The 25,061-nt window shown below is 72.0% G+C and carries 24 protein-coding genes; 7 read left to right on the top strand and 17 right to left on the bottom strand.

Features of this window, described 5'->3' with window-relative positions; translation table 11 throughout:
* Positions 1-212 precede the first annotated feature (212 nt).
* A complete protein-coding gene (locus tag ABIE67_RS24145) occupies positions 213-1,871 on the top strand; it encodes a protein kinase (RefSeq protein WP_370260789.1) in 1,659 nt (552 codons plus the stop codon).
* Positions 1,872-1,969: 98 nt separating this feature from the next.
* Here ABIE67_RS24145 and ABIE67_RS24140 read toward each other — a convergent pair whose 3' ends face one another.
* Positions 1,970-2,503, bottom strand: a complete 534-nt coding sequence (locus tag ABIE67_RS24140; protein ID WP_370260784.1) for a bacterial proteasome activator family protein — start codon at positions 2,501-2,503, stop codon at positions 1,970-1,972.
* A gap of 649 nt (positions 2,504-3,152) precedes the next feature.
* Here ABIE67_RS24140 and ABIE67_RS24135 point away from each other — a divergent pair.
* Complete coding sequence (locus ABIE67_RS24135; RefSeq protein WP_370260780.1) at positions 3,153-3,683, top strand: hypothetical protein; 531 nt, start codon at positions 3,153-3,155, stop codon at positions 3,681-3,683.
* A gap of 21 nt (positions 3,684-3,704) precedes the next feature.
* Here the strand turns inward: ABIE67_RS24135 and ABIE67_RS24130 are convergent, their stop codons facing one another.
* The gene (locus tag ABIE67_RS24130) at positions 3,705-4,685 is read right to left on the bottom strand and encodes an NAD(P)H-quinone oxidoreductase (protein WP_370260777.1); all 981 of its coding nucleotides are present in this window, start codon (positions 4,683-4,685) and stop codon (positions 3,705-3,707) included.
* 159 nt (positions 4,686-4,844) lie between these two features.
* On the opposite strand from ABIE67_RS24130, the gene ABIE67_RS24125 reads away from it, so the two are divergent.
* Positions 4,845-5,900 carry an ATP-binding cassette domain-containing protein gene (locus tag ABIE67_RS24125; RefSeq protein ID WP_370260773.1) on the top strand — a complete coding sequence of 352 codons (1,056 nt, stop codon included), beginning with the start codon at positions 4,845-4,847 and terminating at the stop codon, positions 5,898-5,900.
* Entirely contained in the window at positions 5,897-6,745 is an 849-nt protein-coding gene (locus ABIE67_RS24120) for an ABC transporter permease (protein WP_370260768.1), read from the top strand. Before ABIE67_RS24125 ends, ABIE67_RS24120 begins: the two co-directional genes overlap by 4 nt.
* A gap of 24 nt (positions 6,746-6,769) precedes the next feature.
* On the opposite strand, the gene ABIE67_RS24115 is transcribed toward ABIE67_RS24120, so the two are convergent.
* The 6 genes from ABIE67_RS24115 to pdhA form a co-directional block, all read right to left on the bottom strand.
* Entirely contained in the window at positions 6,770-7,903 is a 1,134-nt protein-coding gene (locus ABIE67_RS24115) for a TrkA family potassium uptake protein (RefSeq protein ID WP_370260764.1), read from the bottom strand.
* Positions 7,891-9,309 carry a molybdopterin molybdotransferase MoeA gene (locus ABIE67_RS24110; RefSeq protein WP_370260760.1) on the bottom strand — a complete coding sequence of 473 codons (1,419 nt, stop codon included), beginning with the start codon at positions 9,307-9,309 and terminating at the stop codon, positions 7,891-7,893. The genes ABIE67_RS24115 and ABIE67_RS24110 overlap by 13 nt, the downstream gene beginning before the upstream one ends.
* Positions 9,306-10,253, bottom strand: coding sequence for an NTP transferase domain-containing protein (locus tag ABIE67_RS24105; RefSeq protein ID WP_370260756.1), 948 nt, complete (start codon positions 10,251-10,253; stop codon positions 9,306-9,308). The genes ABIE67_RS24110 and ABIE67_RS24105 overlap by 4 nt, the downstream gene beginning before the upstream one ends.
* Before the next feature lie 67 nt (positions 10,254-10,320).
* Complete coding sequence (locus ABIE67_RS24100) at positions 10,321-11,709, bottom strand: dihydrolipoamide acetyltransferase family protein (protein WP_370260753.1); 1,389 nt, start codon at positions 11,707-11,709, stop codon at positions 10,321-10,323.
* Positions 11,709-12,713 (bottom strand): alpha-ketoacid dehydrogenase subunit beta, encoded by a 1,005-nt coding sequence (locus ABIE67_RS24095; protein ID WP_370260749.1) that lies wholly within the window; start codon positions 12,711-12,713, stop codon positions 11,709-11,711. The genes ABIE67_RS24100 and ABIE67_RS24095 overlap by 1 nt, the downstream gene beginning before the upstream one ends.
* Positions 12,710-13,846, bottom strand: a complete 1,137-nt coding sequence (pdhA, locus tag ABIE67_RS24090) for a pyruvate dehydrogenase (acetyl-transferring) E1 component subunit alpha (RefSeq protein WP_370260745.1) — start codon at positions 13,844-13,846, stop codon at positions 12,710-12,712. The genes ABIE67_RS24095 and pdhA overlap by 4 nt, the downstream gene beginning before the upstream one ends.
* A 190-nt stretch (positions 13,847-14,036) precedes the next feature.
* Here pdhA and ABIE67_RS24085 point away from each other — a divergent pair, with 190 nt between their 5' ends.
* A complete protein-coding gene (locus ABIE67_RS24085) occupies positions 14,037-14,522 on the top strand; it encodes an Lrp/AsnC family transcriptional regulator (RefSeq protein ID WP_370268858.1) in 486 nt (161 codons plus the stop codon).
* 17 nt (positions 14,523-14,539) lie between these two features.
* Here the strand turns inward: ABIE67_RS24085 and ABIE67_RS24080 are convergent, their stop codons facing one another.
* From ABIE67_RS24080 to ABIE67_RS24070, 3 genes are all read right to left on the bottom strand, one after another.
* Positions 14,540-14,842: a hypothetical protein gene (locus ABIE67_RS24080; RefSeq protein WP_370260741.1), complete on the bottom strand. Its 303-nt coding sequence runs from the start codon at positions 14,840-14,842 to the stop codon at positions 14,540-14,542.
* Positions 14,843-14,939: 97 nt separating this feature from the next.
* Complete coding sequence (locus ABIE67_RS24075; RefSeq protein ID WP_370260736.1) at positions 14,940-15,530, bottom strand: TetR/AcrR family transcriptional regulator; 591 nt, start codon at positions 15,528-15,530, stop codon at positions 14,940-14,942.
* A complete protein-coding gene (locus tag ABIE67_RS24070) occupies positions 15,527-17,044 on the bottom strand; it encodes a 3-hydroxyacyl-CoA dehydrogenase (protein WP_370260732.1) in 1,518 nt (505 codons plus the stop codon). The genes ABIE67_RS24075 and ABIE67_RS24070 overlap by 4 nt, the downstream gene beginning before the upstream one ends.
* A 160-nt stretch (positions 17,045-17,204) precedes the next feature.
* Between ABIE67_RS24070 and paaN the strand changes: the two genes are divergently transcribed.
* On the top strand, positions 17,205-18,896 hold the full coding sequence (gene paaN / locus ABIE67_RS24065) for a phenylacetic acid degradation protein PaaN (RefSeq protein ID WP_370260728.1): 1,692 nt from the start codon (positions 17,205-17,207) through the stop codon (positions 18,894-18,896).
* On the opposite strand, the gene ABIE67_RS24060 is transcribed toward paaN, so the two are convergent.
* From ABIE67_RS24060 to ABIE67_RS24050, 3 genes are read right to left on the bottom strand one after another with little or no spacing between them, the layout of a single operon-like run.
* Positions 18,893-19,639, bottom strand: a complete 747-nt coding sequence (locus ABIE67_RS24060) for a TrmH family RNA methyltransferase (protein WP_370260724.1) — start codon at positions 19,637-19,639, stop codon at positions 18,893-18,895. The genes paaN and ABIE67_RS24060 overlap by 4 nt on opposite strands.
* Positions 19,636-20,862 carry an HTTM domain-containing protein gene (locus ABIE67_RS24055; RefSeq protein ID WP_370260720.1) on the bottom strand — a complete coding sequence of 409 codons (1,227 nt, stop codon included), beginning with the start codon at positions 20,860-20,862 and terminating at the stop codon, positions 19,636-19,638. Before ABIE67_RS24055 ends, ABIE67_RS24060 begins: the two co-directional genes overlap by 4 nt.
* Positions 20,859-21,689: a DUF5819 family protein gene (locus ABIE67_RS24050; protein ID WP_370260715.1), complete on the bottom strand. Its 831-nt coding sequence runs from the start codon at positions 21,687-21,689 to the stop codon at positions 20,859-20,861. Before ABIE67_RS24050 ends, ABIE67_RS24055 begins: the two co-directional genes overlap by 4 nt.
* A 203-nt stretch (positions 21,690-21,892) precedes the next feature.
* Here ABIE67_RS24050 and ABIE67_RS24045 point away from each other — a divergent pair, with 203 nt between their 5' ends.
* Positions 21,893-23,026: an acyl-CoA dehydrogenase family protein gene (locus ABIE67_RS24045; protein ID WP_370260711.1), complete on the top strand. Its 1,134-nt coding sequence runs from the start codon at positions 21,893-21,895 to the stop codon at positions 23,024-23,026.
* A gap of 19 nt (positions 23,027-23,045) precedes the next feature.
* Here the strand turns inward: ABIE67_RS24045 and ABIE67_RS24040 are convergent, their stop codons facing one another.
* From ABIE67_RS24040 to ABIE67_RS24030, 3 genes are all read right to left on the bottom strand, one after another.
* Positions 23,046-23,375: a rhodanese-like domain-containing protein gene (locus ABIE67_RS24040; RefSeq protein ID WP_370268853.1), complete on the bottom strand. Its 330-nt coding sequence runs from the start codon at positions 23,373-23,375 to the stop codon at positions 23,046-23,048.
* A 197-nt stretch (positions 23,376-23,572) separates the two neighbouring features.
* A complete protein-coding gene (locus ABIE67_RS24035; protein ID WP_370260707.1) occupies positions 23,573-24,475 on the bottom strand; it encodes a J domain-containing protein in 903 nt (300 codons plus the stop codon).
* A 33-nt stretch (positions 24,476-24,508) separates the two neighbouring features.
* Complete coding sequence (locus tag ABIE67_RS24030; RefSeq protein ID WP_370260702.1) at positions 24,509-24,940, bottom strand: hypothetical protein; 432 nt, start codon at positions 24,938-24,940, stop codon at positions 24,509-24,511.
* Positions 24,941-25,061: the final 121 nt, after the last annotated feature.

Below are 25,061 nucleotides of genomic sequence, written 5' to 3'. Positions count from 1 at the left end.
CACCCCCTCCACTCGTGCAAATTCTGTGCACCGGCCGTACGACCCTTGTAACGCTTCCGCGACGCTCCCTTCGCGTACGGTCACGGAACGGGCACCGCGCTTGACCTGTCAGTGCCGTGGGGCAGACTTGGCCGGGAATAGCACATTGGATCACTCGGGATCGCCGGTCCACGGCAGTCGCAGCGCCCGAGAGGCTACGGGGGACGCAGAACATGAGCCAGGACGGCGCACAGGGCCGGTACGCGGGGCGGGCGCTGGCCGGCGGCCGCTATCAGCTGCGCGACTTGCTCGGCGAGGGCGGCATGGCCTCGGTGCATCTCGCGTACGACTCCGTCCTCGACCGGCAGGTGGCGGTCAAGACCCTGCACACCGAGCTCGGCCGCGAGCAGGCGTTCCGCGAGCGCTTCCGCCGCGAGGCCCAGGCCGTGGCGAAGCTCACGCACACCAATATCGTCTCGGTCTTCGACACCGGCGAGGACGATGTCGACGGCATGACGACGCCGTACATCGTCATGGAGTACATCGAGGGCCGCCCGCTCAGCTCGGTCTTCGACGCGGATGTACGGCAGTTCGGCGCGATGCCCGCCGACAAGGCGCTGAAGATCACCGCGGATGTGCTGGCGGCGCTGGAGATCAGCCACGAGATGGGCTTGGTCCACCGGGACATCAAGCCGGGCAACGTGATGATGAACAAGCGCGGCGTCGTCAAGGTGATGGACTTCGGCATCGCCCGCGCCATGCAGTCCGGTGTGACGTCCATGACACAGACCGGCATGGTGGTCGGCACCCCGCAGTACCTCTCGCCGGAGCAGGCCCTCGGCCGCGGCGTGGACGCCCGTTCCGACCTCTACTCGGTCGGCATCATGCTGTTCCAACTCGTCACCGGGCGGCTGCCGTTCGACGCGGACTCCCCGCTGGCGATCGCGTACGCGCATGTGCAGGAGGAGCCGGTGGCTCCGTCCTCGGTCAATCGCGCCCTGCCCCCGGCCGTGGACGCGCTGGTCGCCCGTGCCCTGAAGAAGAACCCCAACGAGCGCTTCCCGAGCGCCGAGTCCATGCGCGACGAGTGCCTGCGCGTGGCCGCGTCCTTCCAGGCGGCCCCGCCCAGCATCGTGCCGGGCGCGCAGACGCAGCACGGCCAGGGGGTCGGCGCCTCGGTGTTCCCGCCGGTCGGCCAGACGCCCCCGCCCGCGGGCCTCGTCCAGACGCCGTACCCGCAGACCCCGCAGACCCCGGCCCCGAACCCGTACGGCACCCCACCGCCGTCGATGCCGTCGCCCGCGTACGGCTATCCGCAGCGGCAGCCCGGCTACCAGACGCCGCCGCCCGCCTCGTATTCCCCGCAGCCGGGCCACGCGACGCCGCCGCCGTACAGCATGTCGCCCCAGCAGCGGCCCGGTTCGGGCGGCGGCAAGAGCAACCGGCCGGTGGTCATCGGCTCGATCATCGTGTCCGTCGTCGCGGTGGGCGGCCTGATCGCGGCCCTGACGCTGAACGGCGGCGGCACCGACGACGACAGCGGAGGCGGAAGCGGCGGCTCGACCGCCACGGCTTCCGAGACGACGTCGAAGGCGCCCGGATACCGGGCGGGGGACACAGCGAAGACGGTCGAGACGACCGAGTGCACCGAGCCGCGGGAGTCGCTCCTCGATCCCGACCAGGTGCAGATGCCGGACATGTCGTTCAAGTACTGGCCGTCGGTCGTCAAGTGCCTCGACGCCGCGGGGTGGAAGTACAAGAAGGTCGACGTCGACGAGAACACGTTCGGCGAGGGCACCGTCATGCGGCAGTCGCCCTCGGCGCGTACGGACATGGACCCGGACAACCCGCCCGAGCTGGAGTTCCAGGTCTCCACGGGCAACCCGGAGTGAGCCCGGCGACAGTGATCGCAGCGAACTGACAGGGCCCGGCAGCAGCGGCTGCCGGGCCCTTCGCGTACACGTCGGACGTCTTCTGTCTTACGGGTGTCTTACAGGTACGGCCCGCCCTGGCGGTGTTCGCCACCCTCCTCGTGGCCGCCGATGCCCGGCGGAAGGGCGCGGCGCATCTGCTCCAGCTGGGCGCGCGCGGCCATCTGCTGGGCGAAGAGCGTGGTCTGGATGCCGTGGAAGAGACCCTCCAGCCAGCCGACCAACTGGGCCTGCGCGATCCGCAGTTCCGCGTCGCTCGGCGTCGCCTCGTCCGTGAACGGCAGGGAGAGCCGCTCCAGCTCCTCGACGAGTTCCGGGGCCAGGCCGTCCTCCAGTTCCTTCACGGAGCTGGCGTGGATCTCCTTCAGCCGGACCCGGCTCGCCTCGTCCAGGGGAGCCACGCGCACCTCTTCGAGCAGCTGCTTGATCATGCTGCCGATCCGCATGACCTTCGCCGGCTGCTCGACCTGCTCCGTCACCGGGATCTCGCGGGAGTCCTCGTCTCCGTTGCCGCCGCTGAGCGCCATCCCGTCCTGGCCCACGACCAGGATCTGGGGGTTCTCGGACGACCTTTCGTTCCTCGGCATCTCCATGCCGCCATTCTCTCGCACCCGTACAGCTCATCATCGTGGTGCCCCCTGTGTGGGGTGATCCACCGTTTACGCCGCGGGAGATTCCGTCAGTCGCCCTGTGCCCGGGTCGGCCGCGGCGGGTGGGCTGTTCCGTCGGGGTGCTCATGCACGTCGGGTTCGATCGGGTGGCGGAGTCCGGAATGCCAGGTGTGCCAGGTGCTGTGAGGCTTGTCCCATGACTGCATGGCTGGGGGTCGTACAGGGGTGGCGGGAGCGGCCGCGCGCTGCTCGCGGTGGCCCGCGCGGCCTGTCGACGGGGGCGCTGCGGACGGCGGGGACGCTGGGTGTGCTGGTGGCGGGGCTGGTCATGGGGCCGTACGGGGCGGTCGGGGCCGGGGCGGTCGGGACGGTCGGGGCGACGTACGGCTTCCAGGGGACGCGCGGGCCCGGTGCATCCGGTGTATCCGGGGCTCCCTCCGGCTCACCGGCTGTGTCCCGGACTCCTTCCGCGGCTACGACTCTCCCTACGACTGCCTCTGATGGCTCGGCTGCCGCTGATGGTTCCTCCAGCTCCAGGCCCAGCCTCAGCCCCAGCCCCTCAGCCGAGCCCCGGCCTTCCTCCACGGCTGCCGCGGAGTCCCGGTCCCCTGCCGCCTCCGCTGCCGGGACTGTGGAGTCCGCCAGGCCTGAAAGGCCCGGGGAGCCGGGGAAGCCGGGGAAGTCCAGCAGGGCCGAGGAGCTCCGGCAGTCGAGACAGGCGAAGCACTCCAAGGCGTCGCCCACCTCCAGCGCCCACGGGCCCGCCGCTGCCCGCCCCACCCCCTCCGACGAGCCCTCCCGGGCCGGGAGCCGGGCGGGTGAGGGACGGGAGCGGCCGGGGCGGGAGAAGGGGCCGCTGGAGGACGAGGAAGCGGTGCCGGCGGAGAGGCGGGACCGGGGCGAGGGCGAAAGGGAGGGCGAGGACGACGGAGGCAGTGCCCCGCCCGAGCGTTCGGAGGACACCGACGATGCCGCCGATGCCGCCGGGGAGGCCTCCACGGCCCCCTCCGCCCCGGCGGACCCGCCCGCACGAGAGCCCGTCGCGCATGCCGAGGACCCCACCGAGCCCGTACTGCAGGTCCTGCCGCTCGGGACCGGCCTGGTCCTCATCGGGCTCGGTCTGGGCCTCGCCTTCGTCGGTCTCCGGCTGCGGCGCGGCTAGGGCCGCGTCCGGTGATCGGTCCTACGGCGCCACCAGGAGCACCTTCCCGATGTGACCGCTCTCCTCCAGCACCCGGTGTGCCTCGGCCGCGTCGTTCATCGGGATCTCGCAGTCGACGACCGGGCGGACATGGCCGGCGTCCAGCAGCGGCCACACATGCTCGCGTACGGCCGCGACGATCGCCGCCTTCTCGTCGAGGGGGCGGGCGCGCAGGGAGGTCGCGCTGACGGCGCCGCGCTTGGCCAGGAGCGCGCCGATGTTGAGCTCGCCCTTGACGCCGCCCTGCATGCCGATGATGGCGAGGCGGCCGTTGACGGCGAGGGTCTGGACGTTGCGGTCGAGGTACTTGGCGCCCATGTTGTCGAGGATGACGTCGGCCCCGGCCCCGTCGGTGGCCTTCTTGATCTCGGCGACGAAGTCCTGTTCCCGGTAGTTGACCAGGATGTCGGCGCCCAGCTCGGCGCACCGGTCGAGCTTCTCCTTGCTGCCCGCCGTGACGGCGACCTTGGCGCCGACGGCCTTGGCGAGCTGGATGGCCATGGTGCCGATGCCGCTGGAACCGCCGTGCACGAGCAGGGTCTCGCCGGGGCGCAGATGGGCCACCATGAAGACGTTCGACCAGACCGTGCACACCACTTCGGGCAGGGCGGCGGCCCGGATGAGGCTCACGCCCTTGGGCACGGGCAGCAGTTGGCCGGCCGGTACGGCGACCTTCTCGGCGTAGCCGCCGCCCGAGAGCAGCGCGCACACCTCGTCGCCGACGGCCCAGCCGGAGACGCCGGGGCCGAGTTCGGCGATACGGCCGGAGCACTCCAGGCCGGGGTAGGGGGAGGCGCCCGGGGGCGGGTTGTAGAAGCCCTGCCGCTGCAGGATGTCGGCGCGGTTGACGGCTCCGGCCACCACCTCGACCAGTACCTCGCCCTCACCGGGCACGGGATCGGGGACCTCGTCCCACACCAGCGCCTCGGGCCCACCAGGTTCGGGAATCGTGATCGCATGCATGGGACGGACGCTACTCCCCGGCCCGCCCGCCTCGGCCCCTCGGTCCCTGAGTGGATCCGTGCGAAATTTCCTGTGCGGCGCCGATGAGTTTGCGCGGCCGTAAAGGTCTCCCCATGCGTAGCCCAAGAACGCGGAAGGCCATCGGAAGGACCCCGAAGCATGAGCACGCAGACTACGTCCGGTCTCGCGATCGAGACCGCGGGCCTGGTGAAGACGTTCGGTGAGACACGGGCCGTCGACGGCGTGGACCTCGCGGTTCCGGCCGGCACGGTCTACGGCGTCCTCGGGCCGAACGGCGCCGGCAAGACCACCACAGTGAAGATGCTCGCCACCCTCCTGCGACCCGACGGCGGCGAGGCCCATGTCTTCGGCCACGACGTCGTCCGCGAGGCCGACGAGGTGCGCGGCCGGGTGAGCCTGACCGGCCAGTACGCCTCCGTCGACGAGGACCTGACCGGCACCGAGAACCTGGTCCTGCTGGGCCGGCTCCTCGGACACGGCAAGCACGCCGCCCGCGAGCGGGCCGGGCAGCTCCTGGAGGCCTTCGGACTGTCGGACGCGGCCGGCAAGCAGGTCAAGAACTACTCCGGCGGCATGCGGCGCCGTATCGACATCGCCGCGTCCATCCTCAACACCCCCGACCTGCTGTTCCTCGACGAGCCGACGACCGGCCTGGACCCGCGCAGCCGCAACCAGGTGTGGGACATCGTGCGGGCGGTCGTCGCCCAGGGCACCACCGTGCTGCTGACCACGCAGTACCTGGACGAGGCCGACCAGTTGGCGTCCCGGATCGCCGTCATCGACCGCGGGAAGGTGATCGCCGAGGGGACCAAGGGCGAGCTCAAGGCGTCCGTCGGCGCCGGGTCCGTCCATCTGCGGCTGCGTGACGCGGCGCAGCGGCCGGAGGCCGAGCGGGTGCTGCGGCTGACCCTGGACGCGGATGTGCAGTTGGAGCCCGATCCCGTGGCGCTCACCGCGCGCGTCAGCTCCGGGGCGGCCCATGGCCGGGACGCGGCGGAACAGGCCGCCCGTGCGCTCGCCGAGCTGGCCCGCACCGGCATCACCGTAGACAACTTCTCGCTGGGCCAGCCCAGCCTGGACGAGGTGTTCCTCGCCCTCACCGGCCACGACACGCATGACGCCCACGACCACGACGACACCAACGGCAGCGCCGACCACGGCAGCAAGGACGACAAGGACGAGGTGGCGGCATGAGCACCGCGACGCAGACCGAGAGCAAGGAACTCGCCCCCGTCAGCGCCGAGTCGCTCGCCGCGCTGCTGGTCTCCGGGGAACGACCGCCGCGGCCCAGCGCCTGGTCGGCCTCCATGACCTTCGGCTGGCGGGCGATCCTGAAGATCAAGCATGTACCGGAGCAGCTCTTCGACGTCACCGCGTTCCCGATCATGATGGTGCTGATGTACACGTACCTGTTCGGGGGTGCGCTCGCCGGGTCCCCGAAGGAGTACATCCAGTTCCTGCTGCCGGGCATCCTGGTGATGTCGGTCGTGATGATCACGATGTACACCGGTGTCTCGGTGAACACCGACATCGAGAAGGGCGTCTTCGACCGCTTCCGTTCGCTGCCGATCTGGCGGCCGTCGACCATGGTCGGCTATCTGCTGGGCGACGCCCTGCGCTACACCATCGCGTCCGTCGTGATGCTCACCGTCGGCATCATCCTGGGCTACCGCCCGGACGGCGGGGTCGGCGGAGTGCTCGCCGGGATCGCGCTGCTGGTCGCCTTTTCGTTCGCGTTCTCGTGGATCTGGACGATGTTCGGGCTGATGCTGCGCTCCGAGAAGTCGGTCATGGGCGTCAGCATGATGGTGATCTTCCCGCTCACCTTCCTGTCCAACGTGTTCGTCGACCCGAAGACCATGCCGGGCTGGCTCCAGGCCTTCGTCAACAACAGCCCGATCACCCATCTGTCCTCGGCCGTCCGCGGGGTGATGGCGGGTGACTGGCCGGCGGACGAGATCGCCTGGTCGCTGGGCTGGGCGGGGTTGTTCGTGGCGGTCTTCGGGCCGATCACGATGCGGCTGTACAACCGCAAGTAGCCGGGCCGGGCGTCAGCGGGCGCCTCATCCCCCCGGGGGCGTCATGGGCTTCACCCCCGGGGGCAGCCGCCGTTCATCAGGTGCGACCTGACTGCCCGGCGTCGCCCGCACGATGGTGATGAGCCGGTCCGTCAACTCCAGTGTCCCGACGGCCGGATCGTCGTATCCGAGCACACGGTGCCCGCGCAGGACGCTCACCACCAGGTCGTCCATCTCCCGCGGCTTCCTGCCCACCTCGGCCTTTATGACCGGCCGTTCGACGATGTCGAGCCCGCTGCCCTGCTGGATCAGGTCCTCCAGGACCATGCCGGCGGCGGGGCTGAGCACGGAGAGGCCGAGCAGCCGTCCGGCCGCGCTGGCGCTGGTGATGACCGCGTCGGCGCCGGACTGCTTCAGCAGCGGGGCGTTCTCCTCCTCGCGCACCGCGGCCACGATCTTCGCGCCGCGGTTGAGCTGCCGGGCCGTCAGCGTCACCAGGACGGCGGTGTCGTCCCGCTGGGTCGCGATGATGATCTTCCGTGCCTTGTGCACCTCGGCCCGCTTCAGGACCTCGCTGCGCGTCGCGTCCCCCGTGACCCCGGCGTACCCGTCCGCGACGGCCGCCTCGATCACCTTGGAACTCGGGTCGACCACGATGACCTGGTCCTTCCTCAGGCCCGTCGCACAGACGGTCTGAATCGCCGATCGCCCCTTCGTACCGAAGCCGACGACGACGGTGTGGTCGCGCAAGGTGGACCTCCAGCGGTTCAGACGCCATTCCTCGCGGGTCCGTTCGGTGAGGACCTCGAGCGTGGTGCCGACCAGGATGATCAGGAACAGCACTCGCATGGGCGTGATGACGAAGATGTTGGTGAGCCGGGCGGCGTCACTGACCGGGGTGATGTCGCCGTATCCGGTGGTGGAGAGGCTGACGGTCGCGTAGTAGAACGCGTCGAGGAGGTCGACGGAACCGTCGGAGTTGTCGTTGTAGCCCTCGTGGTCGGCGTAGACGATCAAGGCCGTCACCACGAGCAGGGTCAGGGCCAGCAGAACCCGCCTGGCCACCTGACGGAACGGATGCTCCACGATCTTCTTCGGGAGCTTCACCCGATAGGTCGCGACCCTCTCGTCCGCCTGACGGGCGATCGCGTCCTGGCCCGGAAGTTTCACGTGAAACACACCTCGATGCCGGCCATCGCCCAGGGCAGGTCGAGCAGTTCGGCCTCCTGACCCGCGCGGATGCCGCCCGGCGGTACGACGGCGACGGCATCGGCCGCCGCCATGCCCCGCAGCATGGCCGGACCGTGGTAGTGCAACGGCACGGCATGGTCACCGCGCAGCACGACGGGGATGAGCCGGGTGTCGTACGGATGACCGTGCGCCGCGTCCCTCAGCGGCAGCGTGTAGGGCTCCGGGGCGGGGCGCGCCGCCAGCGTGCGCAGCAGGGGTTCGGCGAGCGTGAGCAGGCCGGAGACGGCGGCCAGGGGATTGCCGGGCAGGCCGACGAGGTGCTGGTTCTCCTTGAGGCGGGCCAGCAGCATGGGGTGGCCGGGCCGCACCTTGACGCTGTCCACCAGGAGTTCGGCGCCGATGCGGCGCAGGGTGGGGTGGACATGGTCGACGGGGCCGGCCGCGGTGCCGCCGGTGGTGACGATGAGGTCGGCGGCGGAGGTGGTGAGGGCCTTGTGCAGGGCCTTGGCGTCGTCGCCGAGTCGGCGTACGGCCGTGACCTCGGCGCCGAGTGCGCGCAGCCAGGGCGGCAGCATCGGGCCGAGGGCGTCACGGATCAGTCCGTCGTGCGGCAGCCCTGAGGTGAGCAACTCGTCACCGAGGACGAGAACTTGGACGCGCGGGCGGGGCACGGCGGTGAGGGCGTCGTATCCGGCGGCGGCCGCCAGGCCGAGCACGGCCGGGGTCACGAGGGTGCCGACGGCGAGCAGATGGTCCCCGCTACGGCACTCCTGGCCGCGTGGGCGGATGTCCTGGCCGGGCTGGATCTCCCGGGTGGCGTGCAACTGGCCCTTGGTGTCGGTGCGGCCGTGCTCGCTGCGCAGGACGGCGGTGGTGTCCGGGGGGATGCGGGCGCCGGTCGCGATACGGACGGCCTCGCCGTCGGTGAGCGGCTCGGGCTCGGCTTGCCCGGCCAGAACGCCTTCCTCCCGTACGGCCCAGGGGCCGGGGCCCGCGATGGCCCAGCCGTCCATGGCCGAGGTGTCGAAGGAGGGCAGGTCGGTGGAGGCGGTGAGAGGGGCTGCCAGGGCGAGGCCGAGGGCGGCGTCGAGGGGGACGGAGACGGGAGCGCGGCCGGCGGCCCGGGTGCCGGTCAGGGCGGCACGGGCGGCGATCTCGCGGGCCTCGGGCCAGGGGGTGGCTCTGTGGTGCCGGTCGGACTTGTGCTGGTCCGACGTGGACCGGTCGGGCTTGTGCCGGTCCGGCGTGTGCCGCTCCGGCTGGTCTGGGCCGGGGGGTGGGGGCACGTGGTCGGCCGGGGTGTGGTGGCCGTTGTCTTCGTTCACGAGGGCGAGCACCTCCTCGACGTCGAAGTCCTCGGCGTCCTCGTCCGCCCGGATACCGCGGGGGGTCATCCGGCGTCCGGACGGCTGTCGGGGGTGGCGTCGGGAGCCGCGTCGGGCTGGGCGGCCGCGGCCTCTTCCGCCCAGCGCAGGGCGAGGGCGGCGGCCTTGCGGGAGGCCTCGGCGACGGCCTCGGGGCCGCCCTGGCCCCCCTTGGCCTGCGCTGCCGCGTACCCGACGAGGAAGGTGGTCAGCGGGGCCGCGGGCCGCGCCACGCCGTGGGCGGCGTCGCGGGCGAGGTCCAGCAGCAATTTGGTGTCGACGTCGAGGTCGAGGCCCAGTTCGTCCTTGACTGCGGAAATCCATTCATCCAACACGTGCCCATGCTCCCTGATGCGTGCCCTGGCGGTGGCGATGTCGTCCCAGGTGTCGCAGTCGAAGGACGCGACGGGGTCGGGGACGCGGGTGAGACCGAGCGCACCGGTCAGTCGGCGCAGGGGGAGGCCGGTGAGGCCGTCGTCCCCTCGGGAGAGTGCGGCCAGTTCACGGCGCAGCACGGGCGCGCGGTACGCGGCGACGAGGGGCTGGTCGCGGCCGTCGGCGTCGGTGAGCAGCGCGCCGTCGGCGCCGCCGGAGCGCAGGGCGGTCAGCAGGCGCCGTACCGTGCCCTCGTCGAGGAACGGCAGGTCGGCCGAGAGGACGACGACGTGGTCCGCCGTGATGTGCCGCAGCCCGGCGTCCAGGGCGGCGAGCGGGCCGCCGCCGGGCGGTTCCTCGCGCGCCCAGGTCACCGGCCGCGCGGTCGGCCGGGGCTCGGCGACGACGACGGTGGTCCGCGCGTCGGCGCAGGCGGCGAGCACCCGGTCGAGCAGCGGGCGCCCGCCGACGCGTACCCCGGGTTTGTCCACACCACCGAGCCGCCGCGCGCCGCCCCCGGCGAGCACGACGGCGTCGTACACGACGTCGTGCCCGGCATCGGCGGCGTCTTGCGCGCCCGTCGGTTCGTACGCGGTCACCCCCCGAGTATGCGTGCCTCCGCGATCACAGGGAACGCAGGGGAAGCAGCGGGACTCGGGGGATCCGTCACAGCGTGCGCAGCAGCACCGCCGGGTGTTCCACGCAGTCCGCCACATAGCGCAGGAAGCCGCCCGCCGTGCCGCCGTCGCAGACCCGGTGGTCGAAGGTGAGCGACAGCTCGACGACCTGCCGCACCGCCAGCTCGCCCTCGTGCACCCAGGGCTTGGGGATGATGCGGCCGACGCCGAGCATCGCGGCCTCGGGGTGGTTGATGATCGGCGTGGAGCCGTCGACGCCGAACACGCCGTAGTTGTTCAACGTGAAGGTCCCGCCGGTGAGTTCCGCGGGTGTGAGGGTGCCCGTGCGGGCCGCCTCGGTGAGCCGGGCGAACTCCGCGGTCAGCGACTCCGCGTCCCGCGCGTGCGCGTCCCTGACGACCGGGACGACGAGTCCCCGGTCGGTCTGCGCGGCGAATCCCAGGTGCACATGGTCGAGCTGGATGACCTCCCTGGCCTCCATGTCGACCGTGGAGTTGAGCTCGGGGAACCGGGCCAGGGCGGCGGTGCAGATACGGGCCAGCAGGGCGAGGAGGGAGATCTTCGGCCCACCGGCGGCGTTCATCGCCGTCCGCGCCCGCATGAGTTCCGTGGCGTCGGCGTCCACCCAGCAGGTGGCGTCCGGGATCTCCCGCCGGCTGCGGGAGAGCTTGTCGGCGACGGCGCCGCGGATGCCCTTGAGGGGGACGCGGAGTCCGGCGGGGGCCGCGGAGGAGCGGGCGGGGGGCTGCGCGGGCGGGACGGCGGCGGCCGGCACCGGCGTCACGGGCGCGTGCGGCGCGGCCGGCGGCTGTGCCGTCCGCCCGTGCGCCTCGGCGGCGCGCAGCGCGTACTCGACGTCGGCCCGCAGGATGAGCCCGTCGGGCCCCGAACCGTGCAGCTCCCGCAGATCCAGGCCGTTCTCACGGGCGAGGCGGCGTACGAGGGGGGAGATGACCGGCACGGGTCCCTCGGCCGGCTCCCGGGTGGCGGCACTGCCGTTGGCGGACGCGGGTTCCGCGGGTTCCGCAGGTGGGGCGGGTGGGGCCGCTGGGGCAGGTGCGGCGGGCACCGGCTCCCCCGGCCGCACCCTCCGGCGCCGTGCCGGTGCCTCGGAGGTGCCGTACCCCACCAGCACGTTCCCGGAGCCCTCGGTCTCGGCGCCGGAGGCGGGCGCCCCGACGGCCACCGTCAGCAGCGGCGCGCCCACGGGAAGCTCCCTGCCCTCCTCGCCGAAACGGGCCGTGACCACGCCCGCGTAGGGGCAGGGGATGTCGACCATCGCCTTGGCCGTCTCGACCTCGACGACCGGCTGGTCGACCGCGACGACGTCACCGACCTCGACCAGCCAGCGCACGATCTCCGCCTCGGTCAGGCCCTCGCCGAGATCCGGCAGCCTGAACTCCAGCACCTGGGCCATCAGCTCTCCGCCTCCCACTGCAGACGCCCCACGGCGTCCAGGATCCGGTCCACGCCGGGCAGGTGGTGACGCTCCAGCATCGGCGGCGGATAAGGGATGTCGAACCCGGCCACGCGCAGCACCGGCGCCTCCAGATGGTGGAAGCAGCGCTCCGTGACCCGGGCCGCGATCTCCCCTCCCGGTCCGCCGAACCCGCCCGACTCGTGTACGACGACCGCTCGCCCGGTCCGCCGTACCGAGGCGCTGACCGTCTCGTCGTCGAACGGCACCAGCGAGCGCAGGTCGACGACTTCCAGGTCCCACCCCTCCTCCCGGGCCGCCTCGGCGGCTTCGAGGCAGACGGGCACGGACGGTCCGTACGTGATGAGCGTGGCGCTCCTCCCCGAGCGCCGCACCACCGCGCGGCCAATCGGTTCAACGCTCGGCGGGTCCTCCGGGTTCCAGGCGTCCTTCGACCAGTACAGACGCTTGGGCTCCAGGAAGACCACCGGGTCGTCGGAGGCGATGGCGGCGCGCAGCAGCCCGTAGGCGTCGGCGACGGTCGCGGGCGTGACGACATGGAGCCCCGGAGTCGCCATGTAGTACGCCTCGGACGAGTCACTGTGGTGCTCCACGCCGCCGATGCCGCCGCCGTAGGGAACGCGGATCGTGATGGGGAGCGGCATCTTGCCGCGGGTGCGGTTGCGCGTGCGGGAGACGTGCGAGATCAGCTGCTCGAACGCCGGGTAGGCGAACGCGTCGAACTGCATCTCCACGACCGGGCGCAGGCCGTACATGGCCATGCCCACCGCCGTGCCCAGAATCCCCGCCTCGGCCAGCGGCGTGTCCGTGCAGCGTTCCTCGCCGAACTCCTTTGCGAGCCCGTCGGTGACCCGGAAGACACCGCCGAGGGTGCCGACATCCTCGCCCATGACGTGCACGGTGGGGTCGGCCGCCATGGCGTCGCGCAATCCGCGCGTGAGGGCCTGCGCCATGGTGGCCGGCTTGACGGCGACGGTGGTCATCGGTGCGACCCTTCCGACTCGGCGTCGAGCTCGGCCCGCAACTGGGCCTGCTGTTCGCGCAGTTGCGGGGTGGGCTCGGTGTACACGTGGGCGAAGAGGTCCATCGGGTCGAGCACCGGGTCCTGGTTCATGCGCTCGCGCAGGTCGGCGGCCATGGTCTCGGCGGCGTCGCGGGCGGCCTGGATGCCGGCCTCGTCGAGGAGGCCGCGCTCGGTCAGCTCGTGCTCCAGGAGGGCGATCGGGTCGTGTCCGCGCCAGGTCTCGACCTCGGAGTCCCCGCGGTAGCGGGTCGCGTCGTCGGCGTTGGTGTGGGCGTCGATGCGGTAGGTGATCGCCTCGATCAGCGTCGGTCCGCCGCCCGCGCGCGCGTGCCGTACGGCGTCGGCGACGACCTCGTGCACGGCGGCCGCGTCGTTGCCGTCGACCAGGCGGCCGGGCATGCCGTACCCGACGGCCTTGTGGGCCAGCGACGGGGCCGCGGTCTGCTTGGCGAGCGGGACGGAGATCGCGAAGCCGTTGTTCTGGACGAGGAAGACGACCGGCGCCTGCCATACGGCGGCGAAGTTCAGCGCCTCGTGGAAGTCGCCCTCGCTGGAGCCGCCGTCGCCGACCATGGCGAGCGCGACCACGTCGTCGCCCTTGAGGCGGGCGGCGTGCGCGAGGCCCACGGCGTGCGGGAGCTGGGTGGCGAGCGGCGTGCACAGGGGGGCCACGCGGTGCTCGTACGGGTCGTAGCCGGTGTGCCAGTCGCCGCGCAGCAGGGTCAGGGCCTGCACGGGGTCCAGACCGCGCGCCACGGCGGCGAGCGTGTCGCGGTAGCTGGGGAAGAGCCAGTCGCGCTCCTGGAGCGCCAGCGCGGCGGCGACCTCGCAGGCCTCCTGACCGGTGCTGGACGGGTACACGGCGAGGCGGCCCTGCTTCGTGAGCGCGGTCGCCTGCGTGTTGTACCGACGGCCCCGCACCAGCTCGGCGTACAGCCGGCGCAGCAGATCCGGGTCGGCCTTCGTGGCCGCCTCGGTGCCGAGGACGCGATAGGGCTCGGCGTCGGGCAGCAGCGGCGCGGGGTCCATACGGGGCTGCCAGGCGGGCGGCGGCGATGGCCGGTACGCGCCCCGCTGCTCCATGACCGTCATGACGGCACCTCCTCGTGGGAGTGGCTACGAGAGGCGCAGCTTCAGTGACGCGCCTCACCTACCGATTGTTCGGTCGCCGGCACATTTTGGCTACAGGCGGCCTCAGGCTGTGGACAAACGGTTCTCCACAGCCTCCAATGAACGCACTACGTCCACGGGAGGAAGGTGGGGGGACATGGCGCCTGAACAAATGGCCGAAAGCCCGGACGGCGGCTCCCCCCTGCCGCCGCCGCGCCCGCTCGACGCCATTGATCAGGACATCCTGCAGATGCTCCAGTCCGACGGCCGCGCGTCGATACGGTCGGTCGCCGAGCGGGTCCATGTCTCCCGTGCCAACGCCTACGCGCGCATCAACCGTCTCGTCGAGGACGGCGTCATCCGCGGGTTCGGCGCCCGCGTCAACCACGAGCGCGCGGGCCACGGAACGTCGGCGTACATCACCCTCAAGATCGTCCAGAACACCTGGCGCACGGTCCGCGAGCAGCTCCGCCTGCTGCCCGGCGCCGCGCACATCGCCCTGGTGGGCGGCGACTTCGACGTACTGCTCCTGGTGCACACACCCGACAACCGCGCCCTGCGCGAGCTGGTCCTCACCCGGCTCCAGGCGATCCCGGAGGTACTCAGCACCCGCACCCTGCTGGTGTTCGAGGAGGAGGACCTGGAGCCGCAGGGCTGACCGGTGCGTCCCGGGGGTCAGCCGGAGGCCATCGCCATGCCCATGAGCACCAGGGACGCAAGGGGAAGGACGGCGCAGGCGAGACCGGCGACGGCGGCGGTGACCCGCAGCATCCGCGCCGACCGGTGACGCGGCAGCGTCCAGGCGATCACGAGCAGGACGAGTCCCCCGTAGACCATCGCGTCGAGGCTGCTGACGTAGCTGTCGAAGCCGAAAATGACGCACTCCCACACGAGGAGCGGCAGCCCGAAGAGCGTGGTCGCGAAAGGCGCCGTCCACCACGTCGGGTCGGGTGCGAGCTCCGCGTCGTTGTCGATCATGCGTCCAGCTCACCAGCCGGGAACGCCCGCGGACATCGCGCGGCGTACTCATCCGTCCACGCGCGCGTACTCAGCAGACGCCGAACGCGAGGGGCGGTCAGTCAGCCTGGCGCAGTCCCCCGAAGACCAGCCGCACCACCGTGTCCGCGACCTCCCGCTCGTTCATGCCGCGACCGTCCGGGCGGTACCACTCCACGATCGAGTTGATCATCCCGAAGACGAGCCGGGTCGCCAGACGCACCTCCACGTCTGCGCGGACCTCCCCGTCCGCGGCGGCCGCCTTGAGCAGTTCGGCGACCTGGTGGTCGAAGTCGCGGCGCCGGTCCAGGGCCCACCGCTCGGTGTCGGTGTTGCCGCGCACGCGCAGCAGCAGCGTCACATAGGGCAGGTCGCCTATGAGCACCTCGACCATGCGCCGGACGACGTATTCCAGCCGGTCGGCGGCGTGCCCCACGCGCGCGTGCTCCTCGTCGAGGATCCCGAAGAGCCCGTCGAGGGCACGGCTGACGGCGCGGCGCAGCAGCTCCTCCTTGCCGGGGACGTGGTGGTAGATCGACGACTTGGAGATGCCGGCCGCTTTGGAGAGGTGCTCCATGGAGGTGCCGTCGTAGCCGCGCTCGTTGAAGACCTGCACCGCGACGGAGAGCAGCGTCTCCGGTGTGTAGGTGTCGCGCTTGGCGGTGGTCATGAGGTGTTGCCCTCCCGCTTGTCGGAGGCGTACGCGTGGCGGTACAGCGCGAGGGACGGCGCGTAGCGCCCGGAGGGGTCGCGCAGGTGCAGGTCGTCGAGGAGGGCGTACGCCCAGTTACGGCCGAGCCTGCGGCTCCACTCGAAGGGGCCGAGCGGGTAGTTCACGCCCAGGCGCATCGCGGTGTCGATGTCCTCCTCGGTGGCCACGCCCTTGGCGACGGCGTCATGCGCCAGGTCGACGATCCGGGCGACCGTGCGAGCGACGATCATGCCGGGGACGTCGCCGATGACGCTGACGTCCTTGCCGAGGGCCTGGAAGAGGCCGGTGGCCTCGGCGAGGGTCTGCTGCGAGGTGTCCTGGGAGGCGGACAGGGCGATCCGGGTGGCCCGCCGGTAGTCGAGGGCGAGGTCGAAGTACACGACGTCCCGGAACTCCACCGAGGTCTGGCCGTCCGCGAGCGCGAGCTGGCCGCCGCTCGGCAGCACCAGCCGGGAGCCGTGGTCCTCGTCCTCCTCGCGCACCGGAATGCCCGCCTCGCGGATCAGCGCGAGCAGCTCGGAGGCCGGGCCCAGGTCACCCTCGGCGACGACGTAGGCGGGCGGCCGGCCCGGCTCCGCGGTGTGCGGCTCGTCGCGCTCGGCGTCCTCTGCGTAGTCGTACCAGCCGTGCCCGCTCTTGCGGCCGAGCCGGCCCGACTCGACCAGGCGCCGCTGGGCGAGCGAGGGCGTGAAGCGCACGTCCTGGAAGAAGGACTGCCACACCGAGTGCGTGACGGACTCGTTGACGTCCTGCCCGATGAGGTCGGTGAGCTCGAACGCGCCCATCTTGAAACCGCCGCACTCGCGCAGGACGGCGTCGATGGTGGCCGGGTCGGCTCCCTGCGCCTCGTGGACGGCGAAGGCCTCGGCGTAGAAGGGCCGGGCGATGCGGTTGACGATGAAGCCGGGGGTGTCGGCGCAGGCGACCGGCGTCTTGCCCCAGGCCCGTGCCGTCTCGTACGCGCGCGTGGCCGACGTGACGTCGCTGGCGAACCCGGAGACGACCTCGACGAGCGGCAGCAGCGGGGCCGGGTTGAAGAAGTGCAGGCCGACGAAGCGGCCCGGGTTGGCGAGGGCGCCGCCGATGGCCGTGACGGACAGCGACGAGGTGTTGGTGGCGAGCAGACAGTCCTCGCCGACGATGCCCTCCAGCTCCCGGAACAGCTCCTGTTTGGCGTCCAGGCGCTCCAGGACGGCCTCGACGACCAGGGCGCAGTCCGCCAGGTCGGCGAGGGACTCGGCGGGCAGCAGCCGGGCGCGGGCGGCGTCGCGGTCGGCGCCGGTGAGACGGTCCTTCTCGACGAGCCGGTCGAGGCGGGCGCCGATCGCGTCGGCCGCGGTCTGGGCGCGCCCTGGAGCGGCGTCGTACAGCCGTACGGGATGGCCCGCGATCAACGCGACCTGGGCGATGCCCTGGCCCATGGTGCCGGTGCCGACAACGGCCACGGGGCTGCTGAGGTCGAGTGCTGTCATGTGCGCGATCCTCCCGCACGGGGTTTTCCACAGATGCGGCGGACCCCCTTGAACCGACCGATCGTTCGGTTACTCTAACTCTGACTGCCTGTTCCTGCCCATGTTTCTGCCCAGGTCATGAGCTCAACGGAGAGCTCTGGAAACGAGGAGTTGGTCCCGCATGGCCGCCGAACTGACCGCCCACGAGCTGATCGCCAAGCACCGGCCCACCCTCGACCAGGCGCTGGAGGCGATCCGCACCCGCGCCTACTGGTCCCCGCACCCCGAGCACCCCAAGGCCTACGGCGAGAACGGCAGCCTGGACGCGGCGGCGGGCAAGGCCGCCTTCGACGCACTGCTGGGCAACCGCCTCGACCTCGGCCAGGCCGGCACGGACGACTGGGTGGGCGGCGAGGTCTCCCCGTACGGCATCGAACTGGGCGTCGAATACCCGCACGCGAACATCGACGAGCTGCTGCCGGCCATGCGCTCGGGCATGCGCGCGTGGCGGGACGCGGGCGCGGAGATCCGCGCGGTGGTCTGCGTGGAGATCCTCAAGCGGATCAGCGACCGGACGCACGAGTTCGCGCACGCAGTCATGCACACCTCCGGCCAGGCCTTCATGATGGCCTTCCAGGCGGGCGGCCCGCACGCGCAGGACCGCGGCCTGGAGGCGGTGGCGTACGCGTACGTCGAGCAGGTCCGCACCCCCGACACGGCGGAGTGGACCAAGCCGCAGGGCAAGCGCGACCCGCTGGCGCTCAACAAGCAGTTCACGCCGGTCCCGCGCGGCATCGCCATGGTCATCGGCTGCAACACCTTCCCGACCTGGAACGGTTACCCGGGTCTGTTCGCGTCCCTGGCCACCGGCAACGCGGTCCTGGTGAAGCCGCATCCGCGCGCGGTGCTGCCGCTCGCGCTGACCGTGCAGGTCTCGCGGCAGGTGCTCACCGAGGCGGGCTTCGACCCGAACCTGGTCGCGCTGGCCGCCGAGCGGCCCGGCGAGGGCATCGCCAAGACCCTGGCGACCCGCCCCGAGATCCGCGTCATCGACTACACCGGCTCGACCGTGTTCGGCGACTGGCTGGAGTCCAACGCCCGCCAGGCGCAGGTCTACACGGAGAAGGCCGGCGTCAACACGGTGATCGTCGACTCGACGGACAACTACAAGGGCATGCTGTCCAACCTGGCCTTCTCCCTGTCCCTGTACAGCGGCCAGATGTGCACCACCCCGCAGAACCTGCTCGTCCCCCGCGACGGCATCCGCACCGACGAGGGCCCCAAGACCTACGACGAGGTCGTCGCCGACCTCGCCCGCTCGGTCGACGGCCTCCTCGGTGACGACGCCCGCGCGAACGCCCTGCTCGGCGCGATCGTCAACCCCGACGTCAAGGCCCGCCTGGAGGCCGCGGCGGGGCTGGGCGAAGTCGCCCTCGCCTCCCGGGAGATCGCCAACCCGGAGTTCCCGGACGCGGTGGTCCGTACGCCGGTGATCGTGAAGCTGGACGGCGCCAAGCCGGACGACGAGGCCGCCTACATGAGCGAGTGCTTCGGGCCGGTCTCCTTCGCCGTCGCGGTCGACTCGGCGACGGACGCGGTGGAGCTGCTGCGGCGGACCGTGCGGGAGAAGGGGGCGATGACCGTCGGGGCGTACACCACCGACGACGAGGTCGAGGGCGCGATCCAGGACGTCTGCCTGGAGGAGGCGGCCCAGCTGTCGCTGAACCTCACGGGCGGGGTGTACGTGAACCAGACGGCCGCGTTCTCCGACTTCCACGGGTCGGGCGGTAACCCGGCGGCCAACTCGGCGCTGTGCGACGGGGCGTTCGTGGCGAACCGGTTCAGGGTGGTCGAGGTGCGTCGGGAGGCCTAGGCCCGCAAAGCGCCCCCGGTGAGACTCCAGTGGTACAGCGTCATCGCCACGCTGGTCGCGAGGTTGTAGCTGGAGACCTGAGGGCGCATCGGCAGGGACACCAAATGGTCGGCACGGGCGCGTAGTTCGGCCGAGAGGCCACTTCGCTCCGACCCGAAGGCGAGGACGGCGTCGTCCGGGAGCTTGGTCCCCCGGATGTCGTCGCCCTCCGGGTCCAGCGCGAAGACCGGCCCGGGCGGCAGCTCGTCCACCCCCAGCCGCTCCACCGCCGTCGCGAAGTGCAGGCCCGCCCCGCCGCGTACGACCGTGGGGTGCCAGGGGTCGAGGGTGCCGGTGGTGACCACGCCGGTCGCCCCGAAGCCGGCGGCCAGGCGGATCACCGCGCCCGCGTTGCCGAGGTTGCGGGGGTGGTCCAGGACCACGACGGGGGCGGTGCGCGGGGTGTGCGCCAGCCTGTCGAGGTTGGCGGCGCGGGGCGGACGTACCGCCAAGGCGGCCACGGCCGTCGGGTGCGGGCGCGGCACGAGCGAGGTGTACGTCGACTCCGGGACCTCGGTCAGGAGCGCGTCCAGGGCGTCCCGTACGTCCGGCGCCAGTTCCTCGGCGAGGGCGAGCGCGGCGTCCCGGTCGACGGCGACCGCCACCGGGATCTCCGCTCCGAAGCGCACGGCGTGCTTGAGGGCGTGGAAGCCGTCCAGCAGCACCGAGGTGTCGGCGAGCCGGTTCCAGGAGGTCACGGTCATGCCGTGAAGCCTACGTGCGCCTGCTCGGGGTTCTCCGGGGTGCGCGGTGCGGGGAGCGCCGCAGGGTCGTCACCGCGCCGCATCAGACGCGACAGACCTCCACGCACGCGTGCCGCCCAGCCGCCCAGGCGGCGCAGGAACGACGTCGGCAGGAAGACCGCGTCCGCCGCGATCATCGCCAGGGAGAAGAACGGCAGTCCGAGGACGACCGCGATCACGGCGTGCTCGGTGATCATCGCCGCGAGCAGGACGTTCTTCACCCGCCGGTTGAACAGCGTGAACGGGAAGGCGACCTGCACGATGACCGTGCCGTAGGTGATGAGCATCACCATCGTGCCGCTCGACGACAGCAGTTCGGCGAGGGCGGGCCAGGGCGAGAAGTAGTCGAGGTGCAGTGGGTAGTGAACGGCGGTGCCGTCCTGCCAGCGGGAGCCCTGGATCTTGTACCAGCCGGCGGTCGCGTAGATCAGACACGCCTCGGCCATGATCACCAGCAGGGCGCCGTTGTGCACGATGTTGCCGACGACATCGAGCAGGACGCGGGGCTCGGGAGTCGCCGCGCGGCGGCCCACGATCCACCACACGGCCTGCGCCAGCCAGACGCCCCACAGGATCACCGGCACCGTCAGGTCGCCGTCGAGGCGGCCCGCCGCGGTCACCGCGACCAGCGCGACCCCGAGCACGCCCCAGAGGGCCGGGCCGACCCGGTCGGGCCGGATCCGCTCGCCACGCGCGCGTGCCTCGCGCGCGAGCCTGGCCCGTCGCTCGTCCAGCGACCAGACCTGGCCGCAACGCGTGAACACGAGGTAGACGCACATCAGGTGCAGCACGTTGTCGCCGCCGTCGCCCATGAAGATGGAGCGGTTCTGCAGCGAGAGCACGCCCACCATGAACAGCACGGACATCGTGCGGGTGCGCCAGCCGAGCAGCAGCAGAACGCTGCTCAGGACGGCGAGGACGTAGACGCTCTCGAACCAGAACTGGCTGCTCGACCAGATCAGGGCGGTGAAGGACCCGTTCGTCCCGATCAGCTGCTGGGCCAGCTCGAAGTCCCAGGGGCCGTCGGGGCCGTACAGCTCCTGGCGGTGGGGGAACTCGCGCAGCAGGAACAGCAGCCAGGTCGCGGTGAAGCCGATGCGGATGACGGCCGTCTGGTAGGGGCCGTGGGCGGACTCGGTGACGCGGGCGATGGCCGCGGAGATCGCGAGGGCGAAGCGGTTCACCGGGCTCCCCCCTCGGTCCCGGCGACGTCCTCCTCGGTCCCGGCGACGGCTTCGACCCTGCCCGCCCTGTCGGTTTTGTCCGCCTCGTCCGCCGGTACCGACCACCAGGGCAGCATCCGGTAGGTGGGCCTGTCCGAGACCTGCTCGTCGCTCCACTTCGGCGGGCCCACATTGGTGGTGCGGGAGCGGACCTGGACGCGTTCGAGGACGCCGCCCTCGCCGGCCGCGGCCGCCCGCTCGAGGCGCAGCTCCACTATGTGCCGCAGATACGTCTCGGACAGGGCGCCGCGCAGGCCCACGGGCCGGTTCTGGGCGTCGTGCGTGGCGGTGAAGAAGTCCCAGGCCCGGCGCAGCTCGTTCTGCTGCGTGTGGCTCGGCAGCAGATTGCCGTCGATGTCCCGGCCGTCCTGGGCCGACAGGTCGTACCAGCCGGTGGTGCGGGTGCCGCCGTCGGCCGTGCCGACCTGGGCGCGGACCTGAACCGCGATGTTCTGCTGCAGCGGGTTGGGGGCGAACAGCTTCCAGTTCTGTTCGAACTCCGGGTATATCCAGTCGTCGATCGCCTTGCCGTGCTGCTTGGTGACCGTGTTCGGCGGGGCGACGTGCAGGAAGACCATGCCTATGTGGACGCAGACGGCTATGGCCACGACCGCGAGGGCGAGCGCGGCGCCGATCTGGTACCGCAGGGAGAGGGCGGCCACACCGGTGCGGGGCTCGGGGGAGGCCAGGGCACCGGGAGCGGGCGGGACCACGACGGCGAACGGGGCGTCCCGCTGCTCCTCTTCCGGCCCGTGGCGGGCGGCCGTGCCTGCGTCATAGGCGTCCATGCTGCCCCGCTCCCTGATTCCGGTTCGTCTTCCCTCAGCGCTCGCACGGGAACGGTACTCAGGCCCACCCGCCGGGCACAGCCCCTGCCGGGCCGCCGTTGCCCACACCTTACGGGGGTCCGACGAGGACCATTCCCTTCTTCTAGAACCTGTTCTATCTTGACGCTCCGTCAGATCGCCGTGCGTGTGGAAGGGCAGGGACCGTGGACTTCACCTTCACCGAGGAGCAGCAGGCGGCGGCCGAGGCGGCGCGCGGGGTGTTCGCCGGGGTCGCGCCGGACGCGGTGCCCTCTCCGGCGCTCACGCCGGGCGCCGTCGCCGACGACTTCGACCGCCCGCTGTGGGGCCGGCTCGCGGACGCCGACCTGCTGAGCCTGCTGCTCGCGGAGGAGCACGGCGGGGCCGGCCTCGACGCCATCGCGCTGTGCCTGGTGCTGCGCGAGTCGGCGAAGGTGCTGGCCCGGGTGCCGCTGCTGGAGAGCAGCGCGGCGACGGCCGCCGTCCAGGCGTACGGCGGGCCCGAGCTGAAGGCGGAGCTGCTGGCGCGGGCGGGGCGCGGTGAGATCGTGCTGACGGTCGCCGCCCACGGCCGCACCGGCCACGACCCGGCCGAGCTCGCCGTGACCGCCCGGCAGGACGGCTCCCGGTGGGTGCTGGACGGGGTGCAGACCGCGGTGCCCTGGGCGTACGACGCCGATCTCGTCGTCGTGCCGGCCCGTACGGCCGCCGACCGGACCGTCCTCGCGCTGGTGCCGTGCGATGCGGAGGGGGTCTCGCTCGCCGAGCAGTTCTCGACCAGCGGGGAGCGGCTGGGGGAGCTGCGGCTGGACTCGGTGGGGCTCGCGGCGCGGGACGTCCTCGACGCCGAGGGCGCCTGGCAGTGGCTGCGGGAGCTACTGGCCACCGGGACGTGTGCCCTGGCGCTCGGGCTGGGTGAGCGGGTACTGCGTATGACCTCGGACTACGCGAGCAAGCGGGAGCAGTTCGGGCACCCCATCGCCACCTTCCAGGCGGTCGCCGTGCAGTCCGCCGACCGCTACATCGACCTGCGCGCGATGGAGGCCACGCTCTGGCAGGCCGCGTGGCGGATCGCCTCGGGGGCGCCGGGGGCCCTGCCCGCCTCGGGAGACGTGGCCGTGGCCAAGATCTGGGCCTCGGAGGGCGTACGACGGGTCGTGCAGACGGCCCAGCATCTGCACGGCGGCTTCGGCGCCGACGTCGACTATCCGCTGCACCGGTACCACGCCTGGGCCAAGCACCTGGAACTGGCGCTCGGCCCGGCGGCGGCCCACGAGGAAGCCCTGGGGGATCTGCTGGCGGCACATCCGCTCGGCTGACCAGCGGACACGTGGTGCCCTACAGCACGAACCCGGGCTGTCCCTCGTCGTTCAGCACGGGACGGCCGGCCGCCGCCCACACCTGCATGCCGCCGTCGACGTTCACGGCGTCGATGCCCTGCTGGACGAGGTACATCGCGACCTGCGCCGAACGCCCGCCGGAACGGCAGATCACATGCACGCGGCCGTCCTGCGGCGCGGCCTCCGTCAGCTCGCCGTACCGGGCGACGAACTCGCTGATCGGGATGTGCAGGGCGCCTTCGGCGTGGCCTGCCTGCCACTCGTCGTCCTCGCGGACGTCCAGGAGGAAGTCGTCGTCCTTGAGGTCGGTGACCTCGACCGTGGGCACGGCAGATCCGAAGTTCATGCCTCCGACGCTACCTGACCGGTGGGGGTGCGTTGGAGGTTCCCCAGGGGGAGGGCCGAGGAGACGGGCGAACGCCCGCCCGCCTGGAGGGTCGGTGCCGGGTCGCGGTCGTCCGCGCCCACGCGGCGCCGGCCGCACACCCGGTACAGCCCCGCACCATCGGGGCGATTCCCGTGCCGCTAGCCGAGCAGCGCGGCGAGTTCCGCTTCGCGTGCCGCGACCTGAGCCAGGAGCTGGTCGGCGATCTCATCGAGAAGGCGGTCGGGGTCGTCCGGCGCGAGGCGGAGCATCGCGCCGATCGCGCCCTCCTCCAGGTCCCTCGCGACCAGCGTGAGCATCTCCTTGCGCTGGGCGAGCCATTCGAGGCGGGCGTAGAGCTCCTCGGCGGGGGTGGGGCCCTGCTCCTTGGGCACCGGTCCTGCCGCCCACTCCTCGGCCAGCTCCCGCAGCAGCGCCTCGTCGCCTCGGGCGTACGCCGCGTTGACCCGGGTGATGAACTCCTCACGCCGGGAGCGCTCGGCCGTTTCCTGGGCGAGATCGGGGTGGGCCTTGCGGGCCAGCTCGCGGTAGAGCTTGCGGGCCTCGTCGCTGGGGCGCACCCGCTGCGGCGGGCGTACCGGCTGCTCCGTGAGCATCGCCGCGGCCTCCGGGGACAGCCCATCGCCGTCCATCCAGCCGTGGAACAGCTCCTCGACGCCGGGCATCGGCAGCACCCGGGCGCGGGCCTCGTCGGCCTTGCGGATGTCCTCGGGGTCACCGGTGCGGGCGGCGGTGGCCTCGGCGATCCGGGCGTCCAGCTCGTCGAGGCGGGCGTACATCGGGCCGAGCTTCTGGTGGTGCAGCCGGGAGAAGTTCTCCACCTCGACGCGGAAGGTCTCCACGGCGATCTCGTACTCGATCAAGGCCTGCTCGGCGGCCCGCACGGCCCGCTCCAGCCGCTCCTCGGGCCGCTCGGCCCCGTCCTCGGCCGTCACCTGCGCCTCACCACCCTGCTCAGCTCCACCGGCGGGCACGTCGGCACCGCCCGGCGTCCCCGCGTCAGCGGGCTCTGCCTGGGACTGCTCAGCTTCCGGCGTCGTCACCCGCCCAGCGTAGGCCACACCCCTGCCCGGACCTCAAGCCTCCGGGCAGTCGGCGGCCACCCAGCTCGCCACGAAATCCCGGCACACCACGACGAGCGTCCCGGGCCGGCAGGCGATCTCATGCGTGCAGCCGTGGGCATGCGGCAGCACCTCATCGAGAATCACCTCTCCCAGAGCGCTCACGCCGCCGTCCCCGGCGGCCATGACGTCCACGGCGCCCGCCTGGAAGTGGGAGACGCCCCTGTAGCGGACGACCAGGTCCTCGTCGTGCTTCCAGCAGTTGTGCCGGAGACGTAGCTCGATCACGTCGTAGGCGCGACGGACCTCGTGTGGTGTCAGGTCCTTCACACAGCGTCTGCCCGAGAAGTCGTAGTGCCCGGGGTCGGTGGCGAACGCGCGTGCCCCGGGCGGCAGTTGCTCCGCCAGCTCGGACAGTCGGGCCAGATAGGCGGCCGGATCGATCACCCCATCGGACCTATCGGACCCATCGGAGTCACCAGACCCAACAGACCTGCCAGACCCGCCAGACCCGCCAGACCCGCCAGACCCGCCAGACCCGCCACCGAGGTCGACGTACTTCACCGAG

It is taken from the genome of Streptomyces sp. V4I8, assembly GCF_041261225.1.
In the GTDB taxonomy this organism is placed as follows: Bacteria; Actinomycetota; Actinomycetes; order Streptomycetales; family Streptomycetaceae; genus Streptomyces.
The sequence above is the reverse complement of the archived record's forward strand: the minus strand, read 5'-3'. Positions and strand labels throughout refer to the sequence as shown.

Excerpts from the sequence above, each read along its gene's own strand:
- ABIE67_RS24125 (WP_370260773.1), top strand. The coding sequence starts at position 4,845 with ATGAGCACGCAGACTACGTCCGGTCTCGCGATCGAGACCGCGGGCCTG.
- ABIE67_RS24060 (WP_370260724.1), bottom strand. The coding sequence starts at position 19,639 with ATGACCGTGACCTCCTGGAACCGGCTCGCCGACACCTCGGTGCTGCTG.
- ABIE67_RS24050 (WP_370260715.1), bottom strand. The coding sequence starts at position 21,689 with ATGGACGCCTATGACGCAGGCACGGCCGCCCGCCACGGGCCGGAAGAG.
- ABIE67_RS24100 (WP_370260753.1), bottom strand. The coding sequence starts at position 11,709 with ATGGCCCAGGTGCTGGAGTTCAGGCTGCCGGATCTCGGCGAGGGCCTG.
- ABIE67_RS24070 (WP_370260732.1), bottom strand. The coding sequence starts at position 17,044 with ATGACAGCACTCGACCTCAGCAGCCCCGTGGCCGTTGTCGGCACCGGC.
- ABIE67_RS24080 (WP_370260741.1), bottom strand. The coding sequence starts at position 14,842 with ATGATCGACAACGACGCGGAGCTCGCACCCGACCCGACGTGGTGGACG.
- ABIE67_RS24095 (WP_370260749.1), bottom strand. The coding sequence starts at position 12,713 with ATGACCACCGTCGCCGTCAAGCCGGCCACCATGGCGCAGGCCCTCACG.
- ABIE67_RS24120 (WP_370260768.1), top strand. The coding sequence starts at position 5,897 with ATGAGCACCGCGACGCAGACCGAGAGCAAGGAACTCGCCCCCGTCAGC.
- ABIE67_RS24085 (WP_370268858.1), top strand. The coding sequence starts at position 14,037 with ATGGCCGAAAGCCCGGACGGCGGCTCCCCCCTGCCGCCGCCGCGCCCG.
- ABIE67_RS24140 (WP_370260784.1), bottom strand. The coding sequence starts at position 2,503 with ATGGAGATGCCGAGGAACGAAAGGTCGTCCGAGAACCCCCAGATCCTG.
- ABIE67_RS24110 (WP_370260760.1), bottom strand. The coding sequence starts at position 9,309 with ATGACCCCCCGCGGTATCCGGGCGGACGAGGACGCCGAGGACTTCGAC.
- ABIE67_RS24130 (WP_370260777.1), bottom strand. The coding sequence starts at position 4,685 with ATGCATGCGATCACGATTCCCGAACCTGGTGGGCCCGAGGCGCTGGTG.
- pdhA (WP_370260745.1), bottom strand. The coding sequence starts at position 13,846 with ATGACGGTCATGGAGCAGCGGGGCGCGTACCGGCCATCGCCGCCGCCC.
- ABIE67_RS24075 (WP_370260736.1), bottom strand. The coding sequence starts at position 15,530 with ATGACCACCGCCAAGCGCGACACCTACACACCGGAGACGCTGCTCTCC.
- paaN (WP_370260728.1), top strand. The coding sequence starts at position 17,205 with ATGGCCGCCGAACTGACCGCCCACGAGCTGATCGCCAAGCACCGGCCC.
- ABIE67_RS24145 (WP_370260789.1), top strand. The coding sequence starts at position 213 with ATGAGCCAGGACGGCGCACAGGGCCGGTACGCGGGGCGGGCGCTGGCC.